The following is a 24114-nucleotide window of genomic DNA, read 5'->3' on the forward strand; positions in this document are numbered from 1 at the left end:
TGTACTAACAATTTTTAACATATTCTGTAATCAAATTTATAAATTTGTTACTTACAAAGAATTTAAAGTTTCTTTCTAGAGAAATTTAAGTTACTTATTGTGGTTTAATCATAAATATAAAAATTAATACTTACAACGTGCTATCTCGTATGCATTTTCGAGAAAAAATGAACTCGTTTTACTAAAGCAAAATATCAGTACTTCATGTAAAAACTCTATTCCACCTGAAGCAAAAACTTCAATACAAATATAATAAAAAAGATGACTCCTATCCAATTTAGAAATCACCTTCTTTATCACACATAATTATATATAACTGTTACTCTATCATAGATAAAAAATATTTATGAAATTCTAATGAATCAGTCAATTCTGGATGAAAAGATGTTACGAGAACATTATTTTCTTTTGCTGCAACTATGTTGCCATCTAACTTAAATAATACTTTAACATCATCTCCAACATCTATAATATATGGAGCACGTATGAATACCAAAGGTATTTCTTCATTAGACACTTCTTTTATTACAGCATACTGTTTAAAACTATCTATTTGGCTTCCGTATGCATTTCTTCTAACTTTTATATTCATTACTCCAATGCCTGAAACTATATCATTTTCAACTTCCTTAGCAAGCAATATTAAACCTGCACAAGTACCCCATACAGGTAAGCCATTAAGTATTTTTTCCCTTATTGGCTCCATGAGTCCTTTTTTTACCAGCAATTTGCTTATAGCTGTGCTTTCTCCACCAGGTATTATGAGCCCATTAATATCGTTCAATTGTTCTTTATTTCTTACAAATACACACTCACAATTAAGCTTTTTTATATGCCTCGCATGCTCAACAAATGCTCCTTGAAGTGCTAAAATTCCTATTTTCATGTTGCTTCCTCCATTTCGCCGCTGCCACTACAGTACAAATAGCAATTGGAAAATAGTGCAGGTATTTTTAATATTACCATCCTCTTTGAGCATATTTGTTTTCCAAAGTATCAATCTCTAATCCAGACATTGGTTCACCTAAATCTTCTGAAATTTCAGCTAGCACTTTAGGATCATCATAGTATGTCACAGCTTCTACAATAGCCTTTGCTCTTTTTTCTGGATCTCCAGATTTAAAAATTCCTGAGCCTACAAAAACACCTTCCGAACCTAGTTGCATCATCAATGCTGCGTCTGCAGGTGTTGCAACGCCTCCAGCTGCAAAATTAACCACTGGAAGTTTACCTTCTTGCCAAACGTATTTAACTAAATCATATGGAGCATTTAATTCTTTAGCAATACTCATTAATTCCTCTTCTGGAGCATTTTTAACCCTTCTTATCTCATCCACCATGCATCTCATATGTCTTACTGCTTCAACAACATTCCCAGTACCTGCTTCTCCTTTTGTTCTTATCATAGCAGCACCTTCACCTATTCTTCTTAATGCTTCCCCTAAATTTCTAGCACCACACACAAAAGGCACTTTGAAATTTTTCTTGTTAATATGATAATCTTCATCAGCAGGTGTCAATACTTCACTTTCATCTATGAAGTCAATTCCAAGACTTTCAAGTATTTGTGCCTCTACAAAATGTCCTATCCTAACCTTCGCCATTACAGGAATAGATACAGCTTCCTTTATTTCTTTTATCATTTTAGGGTCAGACATTCTAGCAACTCCACCTTGTTTTCTTATATCCGCTGGTACTCTTTCCAATGCCATAACAGCGCATGCACCTGCTTTTTCAGCTATTTTAGCTTGTTCAACGTTGGTAACATCCATAATTACTCCGCCCTTAAGCATTTGTGCTAAATTTTTGTTTAATGAATACCTTTCCATTATTGTTACCTCCTGATATATTTATATATATTTTATATTTCTTTAAAATTTCCTCAACAAAATTATACCAAACACTATGAGCATTTCAAAATGTACGGGTACACTTTTCTTTCAGCTCTCGCACAACTTTTGATGGTTCATCTGCAGTCATTATAGACGACATAACCGCGATGCCATCAGCTCCTGCATCAAAAACTTGTTTTGCATTTGATACATTGATTCCACCAAGAGCAATCACCGGTATATTAACAAGTTCTTTAACTTCTTTAATAAAAATTGTTCCCTTTGGCTTTAACCCTTTTTTACAATCCGTTTCAAAAATATGGCTTATAAGTATGTAGTCTGCTCCATTCTGCTCTGCTAAAACTGCTTCTGAAATGCTGTGAACTGAAACCCCAACTAATCCATCAAAATCAGGTTTTTGCTCAATAAAATCGCTAAATCCTACATGGTATCCATCAGCTTTAATTTCTTGTGCAACTCTTTTATTGCTATTTATAATCAGGAGTATATTCTTATTATATATTATCTTTTTTATCTTATTTGCCAAATTAATCAATTCATCGTACATTAGATCTTTTTCTCTAAGTATAATCGCATCCACTCCAGCATCTACAGCGGATTTTATGACTTTAATCAAATTGTTGTCTCTTACAATTTTTCTATTTGTTATGACATATAACATAGTTTTTCCCTTTCATACTAGACTATAACTACACTTAATCAAGTTATACTTCCAAAATTTTTAAAATATATGTTTTCTACTATAAATGAGCAAATTCCAATCCATTAAATGTAAAATAACATTTTAGTGCGATTCTCTAGCATCATCTAATATAGGAAAACAGTAAAATTCAATATTACAAATTGAGTTGTCAAGTCATTTGTAAATTATTGTAATGATTTTTACTCATTTAAAGTTTTCTAGCTATATACTCATCCAATTCTTAAATATTGGTTGATATCCAAGTGCTAGAATATCCCTTCTCGTTTCATCAACATTTCTATTATCAATTATTTCAAATTGCGAATCTCCTTTATCTGTAAGGCTATGTCCTCCTACCTCAGTAGATACCCCAGCGGAAATCTTGGTAACTCCAAGTGGTATCAATTTATCTTTAAATTCTTTCTTTTCTCTAGTAGACATTGTAATACCAACTTGAGGAAGAAATATTCTTAAAGCTAGCATTATCTGAACCAAATTTTTGTCATTTACCTCTACTATTTCATTAAAACTTCCTACATGTGGTCTAATTCTAGGTAATGAAATGCTATATTCAACAGCTGTATATTTGTTTTGAAGATATCTACAATGAAGCCCAGTCATAAAAGCTTCCTTTCTCCAATCATTCAATCCCAACAATGCACCTATATTTACAGTTCTAATATTCTCTTTACATGCCCTTTCAGGAGTATCCAACCTAAACCTATAATTTTTCTTTGGCCCTGCAATGTGAACCCTATCATATATTTCTTCATCATACACTTCTTGATATACTGTCACTCCATCCACACCAGCTTCTACCGCTTGTCTGTACTCATCTTGTGTCAAAGGAAACACTTCTAAAGTAACTGAATCAAAATACTTTTTTAACACTTTAACAGCATCTAATATATAAGAAACTGGTATATCTTTTTTAGATTCACCCGTAAGCAACAATATATGTTTTAATCCAGTATAAGAGATTTTCTTTGCTTCTATATCAATTTCTTCGAGTGTTAATTTTTTTCTAGATATTTTATTGTCTATGTTGTAACTGCAATATGCACATTTATTAACACATTGATTTGCAATATATATTGGTGTGTATAAAAGCACTGCTTTCCCGAAATACTGCAAAGAAAGTTTATACGCCTTTTGGGCAATTAATTCTAAATATTTTTCAGCCAAAGGAGACAATAATTTTATAAAATCGTATTTATCTATATTGTCCTTGTTTAATATGCCTATTATTTCTGACTCATCAACATTTCTAAACAAATATTCAAAGTCTATATCTTTGTTTTCCAGATAATATTCATAAAAACTCATTATTTATCCCCCTCATGTAAAAACCCAGTTAGTGGTGAAGAAGCACTTGCATATTTTTTTTCTAATCCCATTTTTGATTCATATGCTATTCTTCCTGCTTTAACGGCTAATGAAAAGGCTTTTGCCATATTGACAGGATCATCTGAAGTAGCGATTGCTGTATTAACTAAAACTGCATCAGCTCCCATTTCCATAGCTTCTGCTGCATGAGAAGGTTTTCCAATACCTGCATCAACTATAACTGGCAAATCAATTTCATCTATTATTATTTGAGTTAATTCTTTTGTCCTTATACCTTTATTTGTTCCAATTGGTGCACCTAAAGGCATTACAGCCGCTGCACCTGCATCAACTAATCTTTTAGCTGCCATCAAATCTGGACTCATGTATGGAAGCACTATAAAACCTTCTTTAGCCAATATTTCAGTTGCTTTAATTGTTTCCATATTATCTGGAAGTAAATATTTATTATCAGAAATAACTTCTATCTTTACCCAGTTTCCACAACCACATGCTCTTGCCAATCTAGCTATTCTTACCGCTTCTTCAGCATTTCTTGCTCCAGATGTATTTGGAAGCAGAATACATTCCTTTGGAATATATTCTAGAATATTTTCTTCATTAGCACCAATATCGACCCTTCTTAAAGCCATTGTTACTACTTGGCTTCCACTATTTTTTATAACATCTGTTATAATGTCTTTATTAGGAAATTTCCCTGTACCTATAAGCAATCTACTTTCTAATTCATTTCCTGCAATTATTAATTTATTCAAAACATTTTCCCCCTTAAACATCTTTTTCACCCATTATTATTCTCAAAACCGTATTTGCTTGGTGGTTAGCCGCAATTGCAACCCTAGGTGCCATCAATCCACACCCTATTTTAGCCTCATTTATTCTATCTCCTACAATATAAAATCTCTCATTTATTTTCAAAGTTTTTATTGTATTATTTGAAAAATATCCCGCCATACCAGAAGCAGAAACTACAACTTTGTTGTTCTTTGAACTCAACACAGTATTTACAAGTTCAGCTTTGCATTTTGGATTGTCAAATGCTTCAACAATTATTTCTGCCTCATCAAATAAATCTAAAACATTTTCACTAGTTATATATTCATTATGAACTTCAATATTTATATAAGGATTTATGTCTTCTATAATCTCTTTTAAAGCTTCTGTTTTACAGATACCTAAATGCTTAATAAAATATTGCTGTCTATTTAAATTGGTAGGTTCAACAATATCAAAGTCGACTAAAATCAATTTTCCTATTCCTATACGTGCCAAAGAAATTGCTACATTAGATCCAAGTCCTCCCAATCCTGCAATTCCAACACACGCTCTTTTTACTTTCTTATGCACAGTTGGCGTATGACGAGAAACCATTAAGCTTTCCAATTCATCTTTGTCAGGTATTTCTCCCTTTTTTATTAAAACTACATTATCATTTTTATTTAAAATACAATCTTCAGTAACTTGAAATCCATTTAAAATAACTATGTCTGAATCGTTTTTAAATTGTTCCTTAATTTCGTATATAGTTGTATTTTCTTTTACACTTATGTTCTTGCCATTCACAATTATATCCATAAATTTAGCCTCCCCCTACAAAGGCAATAATTTCTATTTTATCTGAATCAACAAGAATTCTATCGCAGTATTCTTCTTTTCTTATAATCTCAAAATTAACTTCAACCACTATTTTATCCTTGTCTATATTGAGCTTATTAATCAAATCATCAACAGTAATCCCTGATTCTATGTTCATTTCCTTGCCATTTACAAACATAATTCATGCATTTTCAAAATAATAACAGTCAGTATACTAGCCTATTTTGTGCCATACTGCATCGGCAGAACTCGTTGATAGCTCTACTATCAGCAAAACCTGCCTCCTTATCTGACACGAAATATACGTCGCATCTTTGACTTGTTATTTTCCTTCAAATGCCTTACCCCCTTTCTTAATTGAGATTGTATCAACAAGCAGGGGGTACATTGCTTACTAAAATAAAAAAGGCTTACCATTAGGTAAGCTCATAAATAACATATTTTGTTAACAAGTAATTAAGCTTCCCTACGTTAGTATTAACTAATTCAGGTTCTAAGAGTTAGGAAATTTCCTTCTCAGCCATACGGCACCCCTAGCTTGTTCATTTATTAAATTACTTTCATTATAGATTTATTACTTATTATTGTCAACTCATTATTTTCCTTAAAAGTATAAAACTTTATTTAAATTCTTTTTCCCTCTTTGTTTTTAAATATCCTATAAAATCTATAACTTCTGATATTTCATTTTCTGGTATTTCTTCAATAAGATTAAATAATATCTCCTTAGCCGTATTCATAAAAACACCACCTTAAACTGTTTACATAATTATTATACCCTATTATACAAATAATTTGAATTCATATTTTATTTGTAACACCTAAAATATTTTCATTGACTACAAAATTAATTACTGCTATACTGAATTTAAGAATTGAATATTCCTTCAGGGCAGGGTGAAATTCCCGACCGGCGGTAAAGTCCGCGAACCTTATGGTTGATCTGGTGAGATTCCAGAACCGACAGTAAAGTCTGGATGGGAGAAGGATAACGCTTAAAGTGTAGTTTATTCGCTATTTTTTAGAGTGAACTCGTTTTGCTAAAGCAAAAAGCTTCAATATCTCACTTATAGAAGTGGGAGTCTTATAGAATCGATAAACTACGTATTCATTATAAATGTGAGCTGTTTAGCCCTGAAGAAATTTTCTTCAGGGCTATTTTTATGCATACAAATACGGGGGTGAATAAATGAATACTGATATTTACTATATGAAAAGAGCAATTGAATTATCGAAACAAGGAATTGGATACACTAATCCTAATCCTTTAGTAGGAGCAATTATTGTAAAAAATGGTAAAGTTATAGGAGAAGGATATCATAAAGCATACGGTGACTGGCACGCAGAAATAAATGCATTTAACAATTGCAGTGAAAAAACACATGGAGCAACAATGTATGTAACTCTTGAACCATGCTCACATTATGGTAAAACTCCACCATGTGCAGAAGAAATAATAAGAAAAGGTATATCAAAAGTTGTAGTAGGAATGAAAGATCCTAATCCTCTTGTTTCTGGAAAGGGAATAAATATTTTAAAAGAAAATGGAATAGAAGTTATATGCGGTATCCTTGAAGACGAAATAAAAAAATTAAATGAAATTTTTATTAAATACATTACAACAAAAACTCCATTCTGCATTTTGAAAACTGCAATGACATTAGATGGAAAAATTGCTACATATACGGGTGATTCCAAGTGGATTACAAATGATAAATCAAGAAATTATGTGCATACATTAAGGCACAGAGTTTCCTCAATAATGGTTGGAATTGAAACGGTTATAAGAGATAATCCCTCATTAAATGTACGATTACAAAATGATATTAAAATTAACTCTTTTAAAGCCTCTGACCCTATCAGAATAATCGTTGATACACGTGCTAGAATACCTCTTGATTCAAATGTATTACACATTGAATCAAATGCAAAAACAATAATTGCTGTTACTGAAAAGGCTGATATTAACAAAATTAAAGCTCTTCAAAAATTAGGAGCAGAAATAATAATTGTACCCACTAAAAATGGTAGAGTTGATTTAACTATATTAATGAAAATGTTAGGAAAAATGAAAATAGACAGCGTTCTATTAGAAGGAGGAGGTACACTAAACTGGAGTGCCTTGAATGAAGGTATAGTAGACAAGGTTATTTCATTTATTGCACCAAAAATAATAGGCGGTAAAGATTCAAAAACTCCTGTTGAAGGTGCTGGAAAAGAATTTGTGAAAGATGCATTTTGTGTAACTGATATAAATATATCGAACTTTGATAATGACATAATGATTGAATGTTATTTAGACACAGTGAACTCGATAAATAATAATCAATATACGTCGCATATTTAACTTGTTATTTATTTTAATATGCCTTAAAGAAAGAAGGAAATCAAAAATGTTTACTGGACTAATTGAAGAAATAGGTATTGTTAAAAGCATTAACAAAGGAATTCATTCTGCAAAAATATCTATTCACGCTAAAAAAGTACTTAATAATTTGAAAATTGGAGATAGCATAAGCACTAATGGAGTATGTCTTACTGTAACACAATTTGACAACTGCTCTTTTTCTATAGATGTCATGCCTGAAACTATGAGGAAAAGTAATCTCAAAAATTTAAAAATAGGCAGCAAAGTCAATTTGGAAAGAGCCTTAAAACTAGGAGACAGATTTGGAGGTCATATTGTATCAGGACATATTGATGGAACAGGCATTATCAAATCTTTCAAAAAAGAAGATAATGCTACATGGATAAGCATTAAACCTCCTCGTGAATTGCTTAGATATATTGTATACAAAGGTTCTATAACTATTGATGGAATTAGCCTAACTGTAGCCTATGAAGATGATGAAATATTCAATGTTTCAGTTATTCCATTAACAGGCAATGAGACCACACTATTAACAAAAAAAATTGGCGAAGAAGTCAATATTGAATGTGACATAATAGGCAAATATGTTGAAAAATTTTCAACTAATAAAAATAAAAATTATAAAGAAGATGTAAAAAACAATATAGATGTTAATTTTCTAAAAAATAATGGATTTATATAACTAAAAGTGAACTCGTTTTGCTAAAGCAAAACATAGTGACTTCAGGTAGAGACTCTCCTCCACCTGAAGCAAAAGCTTCAATCTGCCACTTATAGAAGTGGGAATTTTGTAAAATCGATAAACATATTGAAAGAAAATTAAAGATTATACATGGAGGTAAATAAAATGCTAAAATTCAACACCATTGAAGAAGCAATTGAAGACATAAAATTGGGCAAAATGATTGTAGTTGTAGATGATGAAAACAGAGAAAATGAGGGGGATCTCATAATTGCAGCAGAAAAGGTAACTCCAGAAGCAATTAATTTCATGACAAAATACGGACGAGGGCTTATTTGTGTACCAATGGAAAAAGAAAGAGTAAGCAATCTGCATATATACCCTATGGTAAACCACAATACAGATCCAAAGCAAACATCATTTACAGTTTCAGTCGATTCAAAATATGCAACAACCGGTATATCAGCTCATGAAAGATGTAATACTATTTTGAAGCTTATAGCCTCTGATTCAAAACCTGATGATTTTACTAGGCCTGGTCATATATTTCCATTAGTTTCAAAAGAGGGTGGAGTATTAAAAAGAGCAGGTCATACCGAAGCAGCTGTTGACCTAGCAAAAATAGCAGGATTATTTCCAGCTGGAGTAATATGTGAAATCATGAATGATGATGGCACAATGGCAAGAGTGCCTCAGCTTATGGAATATGTTAAAACACACAACTTAAAAATAATAACTATTGCTGATTTAATAGCCTATAGAAGAAAATATGAAAACTTAATTGAAAGAGTATCAGAAGCTAATATGCCGACAAAATACGGTGATTTTAGAATAATTGGTTACATTAATAAACTAAATGGAGAACACCATGTTGCACTAGTAAAAGGAGAAATTTCTCAAAATAAACCTACTCTTGTAAGAGTTCACTCTGAATGTCTTACAGGTGATGTTTTTGGTTCTCTAAGATGTGATTGTGGTGAACAACTTAAAGAAGCATTAAAAAAGATAAATGAAGAAGGCTGTGGAATATTATTATATATGCGTCAAGAAGGACGTGGAATTGGTTTGATAAATAAGATAAAAGCATATACTCTTCAAGATAATGGTATGGATACTGTAGAAGCAAACTTAGCTCTAGGTTTTCCACCAGATATGAGAGATTATGGTATAGGAGCACAAATATTAGCTGATTTAGGAGCTAAAAAAGTAAAGCTTATGACTAATAACCCTAAAAAACTGTCAGGTATTTCAGGTTACGGCATAGATATAGTTGAAAGAGTACCCATACAAATGAATCACAATGAAAAAAATGAGTATTATTTAAGAACTAAAAAAGAAAAAATGGGACATATGCTTAAATTTGAGGAAGGAAAATAAATTTGAGGAGGAATAATAAATGAAAATATTTGAAGGAAATTTAATTGCACAAGGATTAAAATTTGGTATAGTTGTTGGGAGATTTAATGAATTTATTGGAAGTAAATTATTACAAGGAGCATTAGATGCTCTTAAACGTCACGGTGCTGATGAAAACGATATTGAAATTGCATGGGTACCGGGAGCTTTTGAAATACCTCTAATCGCAAAAAAAATGTGCGAAAAAAAAGAATATGATGCTATAATATGCTTAGGTGCTGTAATAAGAGGGGAAACATCTCACTTTGATTATGTTTCTAGTGAAGTTTCAAAAGGAATTGCAAATGTATCATTGCAGTATGGTAAACCAGTAATATTCGGTGTACTAACAACTGATAGTATAGAACAAGCAATTGAAAGAGCAGGAACAAAATCAGGTAATAAAGGGTATGATGCAGCTGTAACAGCTATTGAAATGGCAAATTTAATACCCCTGGGGTAAAAAAATTTTCCAGAAGCCCATATAGGCTTCTGGAAAATTTTTTAATCATCTTCTCTAAGTATGTTTATGTTTTTGTTATCCAATACTTTATTGGTATTTCTTATAGCACACATTTTGCCGCACATAGTGCATGTTTTCTCATCTTCTGGATTGGAATCTGCTCTATATATTCTAGCTTTTTCAGAATCTATAGCTAAATCAAACATTGTATCCCAATCTAGTTTTTGTCTAGCTTCACTCATTTTGTTATCCCAATCTCTTGCTCCTTTGATTCCTTTCGCTATATCCGCAGCATGTGCAGCTATTTTTGTTGCAATAATTCCTTCCTTCATATCCTCTAAGTCAGGCAATCTTAAATGCTCTGCTGGTGTAACATAACATAAAAAATCCGCTCCAGTCGAAGCAGCTATTGCTCCTCCTATTGCCCCTGTAATGTGATCATAACCTGGTGCTATGTCTGTAACTACTGGTCCTAATACATAAAATGGTGCTCCATGACATAATTTCTTTTCAAGAAGCATATTAGCTTGTATTTCGTTGAGTGCCATATGTCCCGGTCCTTCAATCATAACTTGTACATTTCTCTCCCAAGCTCTCTTTGTGAGTTCTCCTAAAACCATAAGCTCTTTTATTTGGCTAGCATCTGTTGAATCTGCGATAGAACCTGGTCTAAGTGCATCCCCTAAGCTTATAGTAACATCATATTTTTCACATATATCTAAAATATCATCAAAATATTCGTAAAATGGATTTTCTTTGTTATTCAAATTCATCCATGCAAACATCAATGCTCCGCCTCTTGAAACAATATTAGTCAGTCTTGGGTTTCTTTTAAATACTTTTGCTGTTTCTTGATTTATACCTGCATGAATAGTCATGAAGTCAACTCCATCTTTAGCATGTCTTTCAATTACATTCAATAATTCTTTTGCTGAAATATTTGATAATTCTTTTTCATAAAAACCAACAGCATCATACATTGGAACTGTTCCAATCATAGCTGGTGAAATACTAACTAACTCTTGTCTAAATTCTTGTGTCTTACCATAGCAACTTAAATCCATTATTGCTTCACTTTTCATTTTTACAGCTATTTTAGCTTTTTCAATTTCCTTCTGCACATCATTGCAGTCTTTAGATATACCTAAATTAACATTTATTTTGGTTCTAAGTCCTTGTCCTATACCTTCTGGGTCTAATGACTTATGATTCTTATTTGCAGGAATTACTACTTTCCCTTCACTTATAAGTTCCATCAATTCCTCTACTTTCATTTTTTCCTTTTTAGCTACAATTTCAATTTCTTTTGTCACTATACCCTTTTTAGCAGCATCCATCTGAGTTGAATAATTCATTTTCTTAACATCTCCTTTAAATATTTTCAAAAAACATAAAAAAGGAAAGCAATTTGCTCTCCTCATAAACAGTCAATTGTATAAAAAAGCACAGTGAATAAAAATACACTAGTGCCTGAATTAAACATACGCATTAACTTCCCTACGTTAGAATTATCTAAATCAGGTTATGAGGGTCAGAGCTCATATCTCTATCTCAGCCTATCACCATAGGCTCCCCTAGTTGCTAATATTTAGTTTTAATACACAATGCAATTATAACATACATACATCTTCACAACAATATAAAAAATCATAAAATATATACTAATGAATATACTGGCATACTTACCTGTTTTTTTAAGATATCTTATTCTCTTAGAATATTTATTAAATCATAGAAATAATACTTCCTATTTCTAGGTTTACCATCTGAATAAATTATTTGGTTTTCCTCTAATTTATTCAAATACACTCCTAATGTACTACTCGGAATATCAACCTTTTCCAACACCCTCTTCTTGTTAAATATTGGATTTTGGAACATCACATTGACTATATCTATCAATCTATTTGAATTTATTATACTTCTACTCCTATTGATAGTTTCATTATACAATTCATCTATTCTTTCAATTAATTTTATATTTTTGTTTGCTTGATTTATAATAGCATTCATAAAAAACTTTATCCAAGTATTCCATCTCTGTGATATTAATTCTATTGATTTATTATCATCTGAAACATCTATCCTTATATCATTCAACAATTTATAATACTTAAATTTATCTTTTTCTAAGCTTTCACTTATAAAAAAATTTGGAGAATTAATAAATCCCTTGTCAAACAAATATAGTGGTATAAGTATTCTTCCTATTCTCCCATTACCATCTAAGAATGGATGTATTGTTTCAAATTGAGCGTGTATAATTGCAATTCTTACCAAATCATGCAATTTATCTGTTGGTTCGTTTATATACTTTTCTAAATTACTCATATATTCAGGTACAAGTTGAGGCTCTGGTGGTATGTATGAAGCCGTTTGAATTGTACATCCCTGCGGTCCTATAAAATTCTGAATTGCCCTAAACTCTCCAGGATTTCTATTTCCCCCTCTCACATCTCCAGATAATAATATTTTGTGCATCTCTTTTATTAATCTTGTTGATATAGGTATCCTTGTTATTAATCTTTCACCTATTCTTAATGCTTCTGAATAATTTAATACTTCTTGAATATCATCAGTTCTTCTATTTTCATCAACTCCATATTCCAACATATCATCTAATGTAACTTGGGTTCCTTCTATTCTAGTTGACTGTATTGCTTCTTGTAATGTTATAGGCATTAATAACAATTCTGGATTTATTTTAGATTTATTTAGCAATACCTGATATATACCAACCAATTTATTCGCTTCTAATAGTTCATCAATAAATTCATCAATATTAATTAAATTATCTATTGGTAATTTTAGAGGTTGAAATGCTTTTATCATACCATCTCCTCCATTAAATAATAAATTTTTGTTGTATAATATTAATATTATGCCACTTACAACAAAAAGTAAACTATTTTTGTTGTATAAATCATAAAAATTTTTATAAGAGAAAAATTCTCATGTGGTACTGTATAATATAACAACAATATGATATAATATTGTGAAGTATAGCCCTTTCATAACCGAGCTATGAAAGGATTTATTATTATGATACATAATTCATATTTAGGCATTTTCAAAAAAATAACTAGTCAGTATGCTAGTATATTTGACTTGTTATTTTCTTTCAAATACCTTATATAAAATTTATAATAGGAGTGAAGAAATAATGGGTAACAAAAAAATAAGAACACGATTTGCCCCTAGTCCAACTGGGAGAATGCATGTTGGTAACTTGAGAACTGCTCTATATGCATACTTGATAGCTAAACATGAGGGCGGAGATTTCATCTTGAGAATTGAGGATACAGACCAAGAAAGATACGTTGAAGGAGCAGTAGATATAATCTACAGAACTCTTAAAAATACTGGTTTAATACATGATGAAGGTCCTGACAAGGATGGTGGTTATGGTCCTTATATACAAAGCGAAAGACAAAAATCAGGTGTTTATTTAGAATATGCAAAAAAACTTGTTGAAAAAGGAGAAGCTTATTACTGCTTCTGCACAAAAGAAAGACTTGATATTCTTAGAGAAAATGCTGAAGCATTAAAAAGACCTTTCAAGTACGATAAGCACTGTGCAAAACTTTCAAAAGAAGAAATAGAAGAAAAACTAGCGTCAGGAATCCCTTATGTAATAAGACAAAACAATCCAACTGAAGGTAAAACTTCATTTGAAGATGAAATATATGGAACAATCACAGTTGATAATTCTGAACTAGATGACATGATATTGATTAAATCAGATGGATACCCTACTTATAATTTTGCAAATGTTGTTGATGACCACTTGATGGGAATAACTCATATTGTAAGAGGTAATGAATATCTTTCATCCACACCAAAATATAACAGATTATATAATGCTTTTGGATGGGAAATACCAACTTACATTCACTGTCCATTAATAACTAATGAAGAACATCAAAAGTTAAGTAAGAGAAGCGGACATTCTTCATATGAAGATTTATTGGAACAAGGATATTTAACTGAAGCAATAGTAAACTTCGTAGCTCTACTAGGATGGAATCCTGGAGACAACAGAGAATTGTTTACTCTTGAAGAATTGGTTGAGGCATTCGACTATAGAAATATTAATAAAGCACCTGCTGTTTTCGATATGAAAAAATTCAAATGGATGAATGGTGAATATATAAAAAGACTTCCATTGGAAAGATTCCATGAATTAGCATTGCCTTACTATAAACAAGTAATTACAAACGAAAATATTGATCTTGAAAAAGTAAGCAAATTACTTCAAACTAGAATAGAAGTATTTACTGAAATACCTGAATCAATAGATTTCTTTAATGAATTACCTGATTATGATAATGAATTATACACTCATAAAAAAATGAAAACAAATTCTGAAAATGCACTTGAAAATTTAGAAAAGATACTTCCAATATTAGAAGATCTAAATGACTGGTCATTAGATTCATTACATGATACTATTATTGCATTTGTTAAAGAATTAGGCATCAAAAACGGCCAAATGTTATGGCCAATAAGAACTGCATTATCAGGTAAGAAATTCACGCCTGGTGGAGCGTTTGAATTGGCAGAAATTCTAGGAAAAGATGAATCTTTAAGAAGAATTAAAATAGGTATTGAAAAATTGAAAAAAGAATTAAATGCTTAAAAAATATTTTCATTTTACTAAATCAGAAAGCAATAAGACTCCTACTTATAGAAAAGGAGTCTTATTACTTTAGGCATTTTCAAAGAAATAACTAGTCAGTATGCTAGTCTATTTTGCGAACTACTTCATCGTCGGAACCCGTTGATAGAACCCACTATCAGCGGAACCCAACTCTTTGTATTTCACAAAATATACGTCGCATCTTTGACTTGTTATTTTCTTTCAAATGCCTTATAAAAAGCAAGTCCACACTTCTTCATACACTTGTGTGAACTCAATTTTTATATATCAGGGATAAACATAAACGCCATTTTCATAAGTTCCTATATAAACTTTCCCCTCTAAGTCACATGCTATACTCGTAACATAGTCATTATCTATCTGTGCAAAAATTCTTTTAAAATCATCATCATTTAACTTTTTAGCATATAAATTATTTTCATCCATTAATGCAAATATTGTACCATCATGAGCCTTTACAACATGCTTTATTGTTGAAAAAAGCTTATTAATTTGTTCACTTGAATGATTAAACACATTATCTATTTTATGCTTGTCATAATCATAAACATGATACTTACCCCTAATATTGTAAACCAAGTCTATTCTATCATTATAATTTATGAATATGTTAATTGGATAATACATTGTATTTTCAAACTGTATTGTTTGATTAGGTAACTTCTTTAAATTTTCCCCTTCTACACTATATATTATATGATTATTTTCAAGCATAGAATCAATATAAATTCTACCTTCTCCATCTCTTAATATTTTTACAAAAATTCTGTCACCTTTTATGTCTTTTTTTATATCATTCTTTATGTTGCCTTTTAAATTATTTTTCATATCGCTTTTTTTATCATTCTCTTTTATCAATGTCCATATATTAATCTTTTTAACATTTTTATCAGTATCTATAATATATAAATTTCTATCAGTTATAGCATATAAATTATTATCAAAATCAGTTTCAATGCATTTAATATTCTCTATTATATTTTCACTTGAACTTGATTTAAACAAATCAACATATTTAACTAACACATTATTTTTCACTAAATATATAGAATTTAAACAGGGTACAAATATTTTGCCATTACAATGGCTTGCATAGTAAAATGGAAAATATTTGCCTCCATTAATTCTTTGTATTTGAAAATCATTTCTGTTACCATTTCTATTTTTATTACTAATTCTATTTCCATTTTGATTAACAATATTTGTAACTGCGAGAATATCATCTCTATATTCACACGATAAATTCCAATATTCTCTTTCTGTATTTAAAGCAACAACACCCCCGTTATTGTTTCTATAAACAAAAGTATTATCGTTTATATAGCTATCAACAATTATATCTCTATGCTTTGAATTCTCTATTATAGTAATTTTTCTATATCCAAATGCCGCTATTCTATTAATGTTGTAAACACTCAACCTGTTACAACTTTTATCAACACTATATTTAAAAACAAATTCTCCATCACAAAATTTTTTTATACTCCCATTTTGTATAATCCAAATATCTTCCTTATTATCCTTTGTAATATCCTTAATCCCTTTAATATTATACTCGTTTATCAATTTACCTTCATAATCAATTACATCAACAGTATCATTATAAAGTAAAACCCAAATATAATCAGAAGCAATTATATATTTTTTTATATCATTTGAAAATGCATAATAACTAATATTTCCTTTCTGAGTTACCTTGCCAATTTTGTATTCATTATTTTCCTCAATACAATCCTGTTTGTTAATCACGAACCAAATATTGTTGTTTTTATCTACTTTAAGCTTTGAAAATACATCTTTATAAAACACTTGAGGAGGATTTTTTATAACAGAATAGCAAATCTTTTTACCATTTTTATCAATTTTAAATAGTTTATGCTGCATATAATCTTCAGAACCCACTTTAGAATCCTCATCATACTGAGTGATTGAAAACCATATATCCCCATTTAAATCCTCTAATACTTCACATGGCAGCGATTTATTTTTAAACGATTTATTTTTAAATAATTTATTTCCTTTAACTGTTTCATATTTTTTAGTTTGTTCGCTTTTTTCAACTATTTCATATCTTTTAGCTAAATCATGTTTTTTAGCTAGAACACGTTTTTTAATTGTTCCATCTCTTTTAGCTATTTCATATTTTTTGACTGAATCGTTATTTAGAATAAATATTCCATCGCTGGTCTTAATTTTATAAAAATCCTTATAAGCTTTTACATAAAACAGTTTTCCTGTGATATTATATTCATTTTTAATACACGTATTACTACTGTTAAATTGTTTAAATGAATATTCATTTATATCATATATCGATAAAGCTTGTACAAATTTCATTGGCAAAATCATAATGACAAAACAAATAAATAATATCTTAAAAAACAATATTTTGGTATAATAATATCTGCTTGTTCGCACGATCTTCTCCCCCTCAATTAAACACATCAAAGTTATACCTACAAAGTTCTTAAAACAGTATAATAATCTAAATAAAAATACCTATTTTATAACTTATTTTATAACTTAATAAGTATACTTATTTTGCTAAAATTCATAAAAAAACAATAAAAAAAATATAATTGTAAATAAATTACAATTATATTATAAACCAAATACCATATTATGGCAATAATATTTTCATATACAAATCTATTATTTTATCTCCCATAAATATTACAATTATTGCTGCTACAGATATTGATGGCCCAAATGGAATATAATCTTTCTTTGTCTTTCTTTTTGTAACAATCAACATTACTCCAACAATTCCTCCTATTATAAAAGACAATAAAAGCATAACAATACTATTAGCAAGCCCTAAAAACAATCCCGAAAGCAAACAAATTTCTGCATCTCCCCATCCCATACCATTAGTAAGCAAAATAATAACTGCTATGATTCCACCGGATAATAATCCACCATATATATACGTCTTTATAGGAAGCCCCATAAAATAGTTTATAATTATGAATACTACTCCCAATATTATTCCACTCCATGTTGTCACAGAATAAACATCAGTTGTGTTATAATCAATAATTCCAATAACTATCAAATAGGATATAAGAACAATATATTTTAAACTGTAAATTGTTAAACCATATTCTATATATGCAAGTGCAAAAAGTAATCCTGTAGACAACTCTATTAAAGGATATTTAATAGATATCCTTTCACCACAGTTTCTGCACTTGCCTCTCAGTGCAATCCAACTTACAATAGGTATTAAATCATAATATTTAATTCTACTACCACATACTGTACAATGTGATGGCGGGTATGCTATTGATTCCCCTCTTGGTATTCTGTATATACAAACATTTAAAAAGCTACCTACTATAAGCCCTATTACAAAAATATATGCACAAATAACAATATTCATTATAATCACCTCAAAAATACCCCAGGGGTGATTTTTCACCCCTGAGGTGTTTCAAGGGGGGCAAATCTCCCCAATAATGCCAATGGGGGCTAATCACCCCTGGGGTGGTTTTTATTCTAGATTTGGTAAATCAAGTATATTGACTTGCGTTACATCATCAACCGTTGAATTAATATCTATAGTTGCATTTACTTTTTCATCTGAAATCAATGCAGTTATCTCATATACTAAATAATATTGTCCTTTAAGTACCTTTGAGGAACTTATTATATACTTGTTATCGGACTTATCAAAAGATTTCTTAATTCCATCAGTAACTTCATTACCATCAAAATCTAATAATTTTAACTTAACATCAGATATAGGTTTATCAAAACTCAAAGTTATAACAGTATTACTTGATGCCAGTTTTAATGAAGTTGCCAATTCCGTTGGAATACTCCGTACAATATTGATTTTGTCCATCTTTTTAAATTTGCCATTAACCCAAACACCGTGCCCCAATATATCTTCCTTGTATATCCAATCCACTTTTGCTGTTATACTGCCAATATTTCCTGCTCTATCTCTATATTCAAATGTAAATTCGCCATTCTCTGTAAATGTATATTTTTTTAAACCATTATTATTTGTTACAATAAAATCTTCACGTTCATCTTTATCAGGTACCAAAACTGCTACTACATCACTATTAGTTAATTCTGTTGTGCTGTATTCAACATGAATATTAGGTGGTTCTTTATCTATCCAATCCACTTCTGCTGTTTTTGAACCCGTATTCCCTGCCATATCTTTAAATTTAAATGTAAATTTACCATTCTCTGTGAATTTATAATTTGGGTCTCCATTATTATTAGTTATAATAATGTTTTCATTAGATTTCAATACAGCAACAACATCTTTATTCGTTAAAGTATTAGGAGTATACGTAATACTTGCTTCGGGACCTTCTTTATCTATCCAGTTAACAATTGCAGTACATTCACCAATATTACCCGTTTCATCTTTAAATCTGAATGTAAACTTTCCATTTTCAGTAAATGTGTAGTTTCTTGAGCCATTATTATTTATAACTTTAAAATCCTCATATTGTTTCTTAATCGTAGCTACAACATTGCCATTAGTTATTTTCAGTGTACTATACTCTAAAGTTACTGTAGGTGGCGTTTTATCAAATATGACCTGACTTCCATCAGTTGTATCATTTACATTTATATTATCATCTATCCATTTGTCTTTAAGTTGAATATCAAAGCTTACCTTTCCCTCGGTATCAGTCTCTCTCATCGTATAACAAGCTTTCCATTTTTTATTATCATTATTAACTTTCACAACATCATCCGCACTATTTCCTAATATAGTAACTACGGGTTCATATATTTCTTTATTTGCCTCAATCAATATTGTTATAACATCTCCAACCTTAGCACGATTACTATTATTAGGATTGTTAGATACAATAGTTATTTGTTTAATAGATAATTTACTATCATCTAAAACATGTACTCTACCGCCTCTACATTTTATGCTTTCTTCATACTTACTAAATGGTTCAATATATTTAACTTCACCTTCATTAAATACTTTCTCACCTAATTGATTAAATTTAATCTTTATAGAAAACTCTCCTTCTACCTTGTATAGCTTCAAATCTTTATTTATATTGCACATTCTTACATTTCTGATGGTACCATGCAATGTGTTAGTATACTTATCATAAATTAACCCATTAGGATATTCAAGCACTTCAACACCTTGAGGAAACTTTTCACTAAATTCGACTTTATCAAAACTTATACTATCCTGAATCACACCAGCAATATCATTAAATGCCCTTCTGATTTCATCTGCATTTTCAGCAAGATAAAACTTTTGTCCTGGCTTAACTTCCTTGGTAACTCCTAGTAAAGTCGCAACTTCATTGTTATTTTCCCTAGCTCCTATATCATCTCCTGCACCACTCACCCTTTTAAAGTGAATTATATGAGTATTTATATTTAGATTAGATTCATTAATTTTATTAGCAATAACAGTTACATATTTATGACCAATATTAAATCTATCTAATAGACCATCTCCATCAGTATCGCTATTTATATATTTTTTCACTCCCTGGAGCCCAAATCTTGTATATACTTCTTCTTTCTTAATTTGATTATTTATAGAACTGTCCAAATTATCAACATAGGTTGCATTTTCCCATCCACTGTTGTACTTAGAATCTTTTTTTGCTATTCCTACATTTGCATAACCATCACTCATTATTACAAAATGTTTGTTAGCATCACTCCCATTATTGAGCAACTGATATCCTAAACGCAATGCCTCTCCAAGGTTTGTACCGCTTTCAACTTCAATATTGTTTATTTTTTTCTTTAATGTATTCAATTGCTCTGTATTTCTAATATCTATTAATTTTGAAACAATATCACCAAAACCATAATATCTAACAATACCAACTTTTACTTCCCTGTCCTTTGGTAAATTATCAATAAAGCTTATTGCAGCTTCCTTCAATTTAGCAAGATTATTTTTCATAGTTAGTGATGTATTTAATATTAAAACTATTTCTAATGGTTTTTCAATATCGTATTTTACATTATTTCCATCAAAAATATATTTAATTTCATACTCACTACCCAAAGCAATTTTATCAGGCAGATTTCTTGTAAATGTACTTATCGCTTTTGCATTAGGATTATATGTCGTAAAATTTACTTCTTTGCTCACAAAATGCGAACTTTTGCATCTTGCATATATTAGAGTATCAATATCTAAATACAACGGTTCTCTGTATTCTTTCCATTGTTTTTGATCTTTAAACCTGTACTCAATAATTGAATTTCTATCTCCAGTTATTGAAACTTTAACCTTGCCATTATATAACATATCATCTTGAGTAATTTTAGGAATATCAGGTACATATAATTCTATTGGTCTAAAAATATTCCTTTCATACTTACCTGTTGAAAGTTTATACTCAATAAAAGATGAATCATTCTGTCCGAGTCTAATATATCCACTATTTAATGGCTTATAATTTACATTAAATTCAATAGGTTTAGCTTCAAAATAAGCACCATTTCTATCAAGAGTATAGTAAATATTATCAATGTTTCCAATCAATTTGCCATCCTTTACATTTAATCCATATGGGAGTTTCTCTTTATCTATAATTTTTATATTTTCACCAATATTCTCTTCAAAATGTAAGCTTGCATTGATATCTGCCTTAACAATTTTTTCAATACTATTATAAACATTATTCATACATTCCTCATCTAAAGCTTCAAAATACTTTCCTCCGCTACTATCTGCAATTTTTTGAAGCTTTTCCGAGTTTATTCCATTGCTAAAACCTATGACAAATGTTTTTATATTTTGAGAACTTTTCCTTATAATATTTCCCATACTCATTGCGTACTGTAAAGAAAAACCGCATTCATCATTTTCTCCAAAATTAACAACATATTCAACTTTTTGGGAACTAGTATATGCAAATGTTACACTATTTAGCGCCTTAAAATATCTTGCAATTCTTCCATTTATTACTTTTCCGATACTTTCTCGAGCTCTATTAGTTCTTGAATAATTTGTAGTCCCACTTTTAGCTGTAAAAGCTGTCGGAAATCCATCACTCATCAGTACTATATATTTATCTCTATTACTATTATTAGAAAGCATACTGTATGCTTTTCTTAATCCCTCTCCAATATTAGTACCACCTTCAGCATTCATGGAATTAATCTTACGTATCAAATTATCCTTATTTCCATTAGATACTGGTACAAAATCAACTATTTCTCTGTTATATTGTATCAATCCAATTCTAATGTTTTTATCTTCACTCAATTTGTTAATGAATTTTACAGCAGTATTTTTCATTATACTCAATCTTTTGTTATACTCATTACAGTCTTCATAACCATAGATATCATAATTCATACTACCTGATGTATCCAAAACCAATACAACATCTTTTTTCCTATCATTATTAAGCACATTATTTTTATCTATTTTTTCTGGAACAATTCTATATTTAACATTAAATATCTGTTCTTCTTGATCGATATCAGTTATATATCTTTGAGCATTTACTAATTTTTTTTCTATATATCGTTTAATTTTTATTGCAATAGGTTCAAAATATTTAGTTATCTGTTTCCCATTATCTTCAAACCTATATTTAATAAATGAATCAGGTTGTCCTTTAAAAATACAATTTTCATTTTCTTTTATGGCTTTGTACGTTATATTAAAACTAATAGGATTTGCTCTTAACCCTATTACATTTCCATTCTTATCTTTCACTTTTTGATAGAACACCTCATCCTTTAACTCACCTACAATCTTATTTCCTTCAATTTTCAATCCACTTGGAAGCTTATCAATATCTTCTTTAGATATACTCAACCCATACGGTATTTTTTCCTCAAAATATATTTTAGCTGATTTGCTTACTTCTACTATATTGCCTATTTTATCATAAATTCCATTTATTTCATGTTCATTTAACGCATTGTAATATTTACCACATGCACTTTTCGCTATCTGCATATTCTTCATAACAGCACTATCTTTATTTGCATCACTCCCAAATCCAACTATAAATGTCTTTATATTTCCACTATTAGCAATAAGCTTACCTATTTCCTTAGCATAAGATAGTGCAAATCCTTTGTCATCATTTTCACCATAATTTGTAATATAATCTACATTTGTATCATTGATACCTTTTTCAAATTCAGTTGATTCTAAACTTTCGAATTTATCAAAAAATTGTAAATCCCCTCCCGAATATCTATATATTTCTCCATGAGCATACTGATACCACGCTGGAGTATAATATTCAGTATATCCTATTTTAGCAGTAAATGCAGTAGGAAAACCATCTGTCATCAAAACAATATATTTATCATGTCCATTATTATTGTTAAGCATATAATAAGCTTTTCTAAGTCCATCACCTATATTTGTTCCACCATCAGCCTCCATATTAGCTAATATAATATCACATACATCATCTATTTTAATAAAACTTCCATTGCTATTACTATGATAGTAAAAATCTAATTCGTTTACATTAGGATACATATTTAAGTCTATAGCATAATAATATTCATTGTTATACTCAATATCATATACATATGATATATGATTTACTTTGTAACTATAATGATCATACTTATAATATATGTTTTTTGTATCTATCTGCAATGACTCGCATATTTTCCTTATATTCTTTTTATTTATATTTTTATATAAAACTTCTTTGCTATAAATAAAATTTGTAGCATTACTATACCCAATCAAACTCAAATTAATATTTTTATTATCCTTAAATTTGTTATAGAAATCTTTTATTACATTTTTAACTACTTGTAGCTTTGTTTTACTAGAATTGTTAACTTTATCTGACATGCTCCCTGATGTATCAATAACCAAAACAACATCCTTTTCTTTGCCAGAATTTATATTTGTAACTGGTATTATTTCCGGGGTAATTGTATAATTCACATCTATCTTCTGTCCTACCTTAAATTCACTTCCACTTATGCTTCTGTTAACACTAACTAAATCATAATCTGTATTTTTATCAGCGAAAACAGGCATAACACCAAACTGAGTAAAGACAATCATAAAAATTAAAATAAAGCTTATTAAATTCTTCTTCACAAAATTC

General features: G+C 29.9%; 18 protein-coding genes and 3 riboswitches. Of the genes, 5 read left to right on the forward strand and 13 right to left on the reverse strand.

Going from position 1 to position 24114, the window contains the following annotated elements; genetic code table 11:
• Positions 1–319 precede the first annotated feature (319 nt).
• From pdxT to CLTEP_RS03475, 8 genes are all read right to left on the reverse strand, one after another.
• Positions 320–886 carry a pyridoxal 5'-phosphate synthase glutaminase subunit PdxT gene (gene pdxT, locus CLTEP_RS03440; RefSeq protein WP_066822682.1) on the reverse strand — a complete coding sequence of 189 codons (567 nt, stop codon included), beginning with the start codon at positions 884–886 and terminating at the stop codon, positions 320–322.
• A gap of 73 nt (positions 887–959) precedes the next feature.
• Entirely contained in the window at positions 960–1829 is an 870-nt protein-coding gene (gene pdxS, locus CLTEP_RS03445) for a pyridoxal 5'-phosphate synthase lyase subunit PdxS (protein ID WP_066822685.1), read from the reverse strand.
• Between the two features lie 85 nt (positions 1830–1914).
• Complete coding sequence (locus CLTEP_RS03450) at positions 1915–2514, reverse strand: thiamine phosphate synthase (protein ID WP_066822689.1); 600 nt, start codon at positions 2512–2514, stop codon at positions 1915–1917.
• A gap of 243 nt (positions 2515–2757) precedes the next feature.
• Positions 2758–3861, reverse strand: a complete 1104-nt coding sequence (thiH, locus tag CLTEP_RS03455; RefSeq protein ID WP_066822708.1) for a 2-iminoacetate synthase ThiH — start codon at positions 3859–3861, stop codon at positions 2758–2760.
• The gene (locus tag CLTEP_RS03460; protein ID WP_066822892.1) at positions 3861–4637 is read right to left on the reverse strand and encodes a thiazole synthase; all 777 of its coding nucleotides are present in this window, start codon (positions 4635–4637) and stop codon (positions 3861–3863) included. Before CLTEP_RS03460 ends, thiH begins: the two co-directional genes overlap by 1 nt.
• Positions 4638–4650: 13 nt before the next feature.
• The gene (thiF, locus tag CLTEP_RS03465; RefSeq protein WP_066822710.1) at positions 4651–5457 is read right to left on the reverse strand and encodes a sulfur carrier protein ThiS adenylyltransferase ThiF; all 807 of its coding nucleotides are present in this window, start codon (positions 5455–5457) and stop codon (positions 4651–4653) included.
• A gap of 4 nt (positions 5458–5461) precedes the next feature.
• Positions 5462–5656, reverse strand: a complete 195-nt coding sequence (thiS, locus tag CLTEP_RS03470) for a sulfur carrier protein ThiS (RefSeq protein WP_066822712.1) — start codon at positions 5654–5656, stop codon at positions 5462–5464.
• A gap of 268 nt (positions 5657–5924) precedes the next feature.
• Positions 5925–6023, reverse strand: a riboswitch (TPP riboswitch).
• Positions 6024–6098: 75 nt separating this feature from the next.
• Positions 6099–6218, reverse strand: coding sequence for a DUF2281 domain-containing protein (locus CLTEP_RS03475; protein ID WP_242863859.1), 120 nt, complete (start codon positions 6216–6218; stop codon positions 6099–6101).
• Between the two features lie 139 nt (positions 6219–6357).
• Positions 6358–6471: riboswitch (FMN riboswitch) on the forward strand.
• 196 nt (positions 6472–6667) lie between these two features.
• Here CLTEP_RS03475 and ribD point away from each other — a divergent pair.
• The 4 genes from ribD to ribH all read left to right on the forward strand — a co-directional run bounded on the left by ribD (position 6668) and on the right by ribH (position 10389).
• Entirely contained in the window at positions 6668–7825 is a 1158-nt protein-coding gene (gene ribD / locus CLTEP_RS03480) for a bifunctional diaminohydroxyphosphoribosylaminopyrimidine deaminase/5-amino-6-(5-phosphoribosylamino)uracil reductase RibD (RefSeq protein WP_066822714.1), read from the forward strand.
• Between the two features lie 46 nt (positions 7826–7871).
• The gene (locus CLTEP_RS03485) at positions 7872–8531 is read left to right on the forward strand and encodes a riboflavin synthase (protein ID WP_066822717.1); all 660 of its coding nucleotides are present in this window, start codon (positions 7872–7874) and stop codon (positions 8529–8531) included.
• A 165-nt stretch (positions 8532–8696) separates the two neighbouring features.
• Positions 8697–9908 carry a bifunctional 3,4-dihydroxy-2-butanone-4-phosphate synthase/GTP cyclohydrolase II gene (locus tag CLTEP_RS03490; protein ID WP_066822720.1) on the forward strand — a complete coding sequence of 404 codons (1212 nt, stop codon included), beginning with the start codon at positions 8697–8699 and terminating at the stop codon, positions 9906–9908.
• A gap of 19 nt (positions 9909–9927) precedes the next feature.
• Complete coding sequence (gene ribH / locus CLTEP_RS03495; protein ID WP_066822723.1) at positions 9928–10389, forward strand: 6,7-dimethyl-8-ribityllumazine synthase; 462 nt, start codon at positions 9928–9930, stop codon at positions 10387–10389.
• A gap of 41 nt (positions 10390–10430) precedes the next feature.
• Here the strand turns inward: ribH and thiC are convergent, their stop codons facing one another.
• Together thiC and CLTEP_RS03505 are read right to left on the reverse strand one after the other, a co-directional pair.
• Positions 10431–11744 carry a phosphomethylpyrimidine synthase ThiC gene (gene thiC / locus CLTEP_RS03500; RefSeq protein ID WP_066822735.1) on the reverse strand — a complete coding sequence of 438 codons (1314 nt, stop codon included), beginning with the start codon at positions 11742–11744 and terminating at the stop codon, positions 10431–10433.
• Positions 11745–11866: 122 nt separating this feature from the next.
• Positions 11867–11975: riboswitch (TPP riboswitch) on the reverse strand.
• Positions 11976–12093: 118 nt separating this feature from the next.
• Positions 12094–13221 (reverse strand): Fic family protein, encoded by a 1128-nt coding sequence (locus CLTEP_RS03505; protein WP_242863860.1) that lies wholly within the window; start codon positions 13219–13221, stop codon positions 12094–12096.
• A 331-nt stretch (positions 13222–13552) separates the two neighbouring features.
• Between CLTEP_RS03505 and gltX the strand changes: the two genes are divergently transcribed.
• Entirely contained in the window at positions 13553–15028 is a 1476-nt protein-coding gene (gene gltX / locus CLTEP_RS03510; RefSeq protein WP_066822737.1) for a glutamate--tRNA ligase, read from the forward strand.
• A gap of 288 nt (positions 15029–15316) precedes the next feature.
• Here the strand turns inward: gltX and CLTEP_RS03515 are convergent, their stop codons facing one another.
• From CLTEP_RS03515 to CLTEP_RS03525, 3 genes are all read right to left on the reverse strand, one after another.
• On the reverse strand, positions 15317–17467 hold the full coding sequence (locus CLTEP_RS03515) for a ligand-binding sensor domain-containing protein (protein ID WP_066822739.1): 2151 nt from the start codon (positions 17465–17467) through the stop codon (positions 15317–15319).
• A 202-nt stretch (positions 17468–17669) separates the two neighbouring features.
• Positions 17670–18431 (reverse strand): prepilin peptidase, encoded by a 762-nt coding sequence (locus CLTEP_RS03520; RefSeq protein ID WP_066822741.1) that lies wholly within the window; start codon positions 18429–18431, stop codon positions 17670–17672.
• A gap of 111 nt (positions 18432–18542) precedes the next feature.
• Positions 18543–24107 carry a vWA domain-containing protein gene (locus CLTEP_RS03525; RefSeq protein ID WP_066822744.1) on the reverse strand — a complete coding sequence of 1855 codons (5565 nt, stop codon included), beginning with the start codon at positions 24105–24107 and terminating at the stop codon, positions 18543–18545.
• Positions 24108–24114 lie beyond the last annotated feature (7 nt).

The organism is Clostridium tepidiprofundi DSM 19306, from assembly GCF_001594005.1.
GTDB classification, from domain to species: Bacteria; Bacillota; Clostridia; order Clostridiales; family Clostridiaceae; genus Clostridium_AC; species Clostridium_AC tepidiprofundi.

Bases quoted from the DNA above. Each gene is read 5' to 3' on its own strand.
- pdxT (WP_066822682.1), bottom strand. From the start codon at position 886: ATGAAAATAGGAATTTTAGCACTTCAAGGAGCATTTGTTGAGCATGCG.
- pdxS (WP_066822685.1), bottom strand. From the start codon at position 1,829: ATGGAAAGGTATTCATTAAACAAAAATTTAGCACAAATGCTTAAGGGC.
- CLTEP_RS03450 (WP_066822689.1), bottom strand. From the start codon at position 2,514: ATGTTATATGTCATAACAAATAGAAAAATTGTAAGAGACAACAATTTG.
- thiH (WP_066822708.1), bottom strand. From the start codon at position 3,861: ATGAGTTTTTATGAATATTATCTGGAAAACAAAGATATAGACTTTGAA.
- thiF (WP_066822710.1), bottom strand. From the start codon at position 5,457: ATGGATATAATTGTGAATGGCAAGAACATAAGTGTAAAAGAAAATACA.
- thiS (WP_066822712.1), bottom strand. From the start codon at position 5,656: ATGTTTGTAAATGGCAAGGAAATGAACATAGAATCAGGGATTACTGTT.
- CLTEP_RS03475 (WP_242863859.1), bottom strand. From the start codon at position 6,218: ATGAATACGGCTAAGGAGATATTATTTAATCTTATTGAAGAAATACCA.
- ribD (WP_066822714.1), top strand. From the start codon at position 6,668: ATGAATACTGATATTTACTATATGAAAAGAGCAATTGAATTATCGAAA.
- CLTEP_RS03485 (WP_066822717.1), top strand. From the start codon at position 7,872: ATGTTTACTGGACTAATTGAAGAAATAGGTATTGTTAAAAGCATTAAC.
- CLTEP_RS03490 (WP_066822720.1), top strand. From the start codon at position 8,697: ATGCTAAAATTCAACACCATTGAAGAAGCAATTGAAGACATAAAATTG.
- ribH (WP_066822723.1), top strand. From the start codon at position 9,928: ATGAAAATATTTGAAGGAAATTTAATTGCACAAGGATTAAAATTTGGT.
- thiC (WP_066822735.1), bottom strand. From the start codon at position 11,744: ATGAATTATTCAACTCAGATGGATGCTGCTAAAAAGGGTATAGTGACA.
- CLTEP_RS03505 (WP_242863860.1), bottom strand. From the start codon at position 13,221: ATGATAAAAGCATTTCAACCTCTAAAATTACCAATAGATAATTTAATT.
- gltX (WP_066822737.1), top strand. From the start codon at position 13,553: ATGGGTAACAAAAAAATAAGAACACGATTTGCCCCTAGTCCAACTGGG.
- CLTEP_RS03520 (WP_066822741.1), bottom strand. From the start codon at position 18,431: ATGAATATTGTTATTTGTGCATATATTTTTGTAATAGGGCTTATAGTA.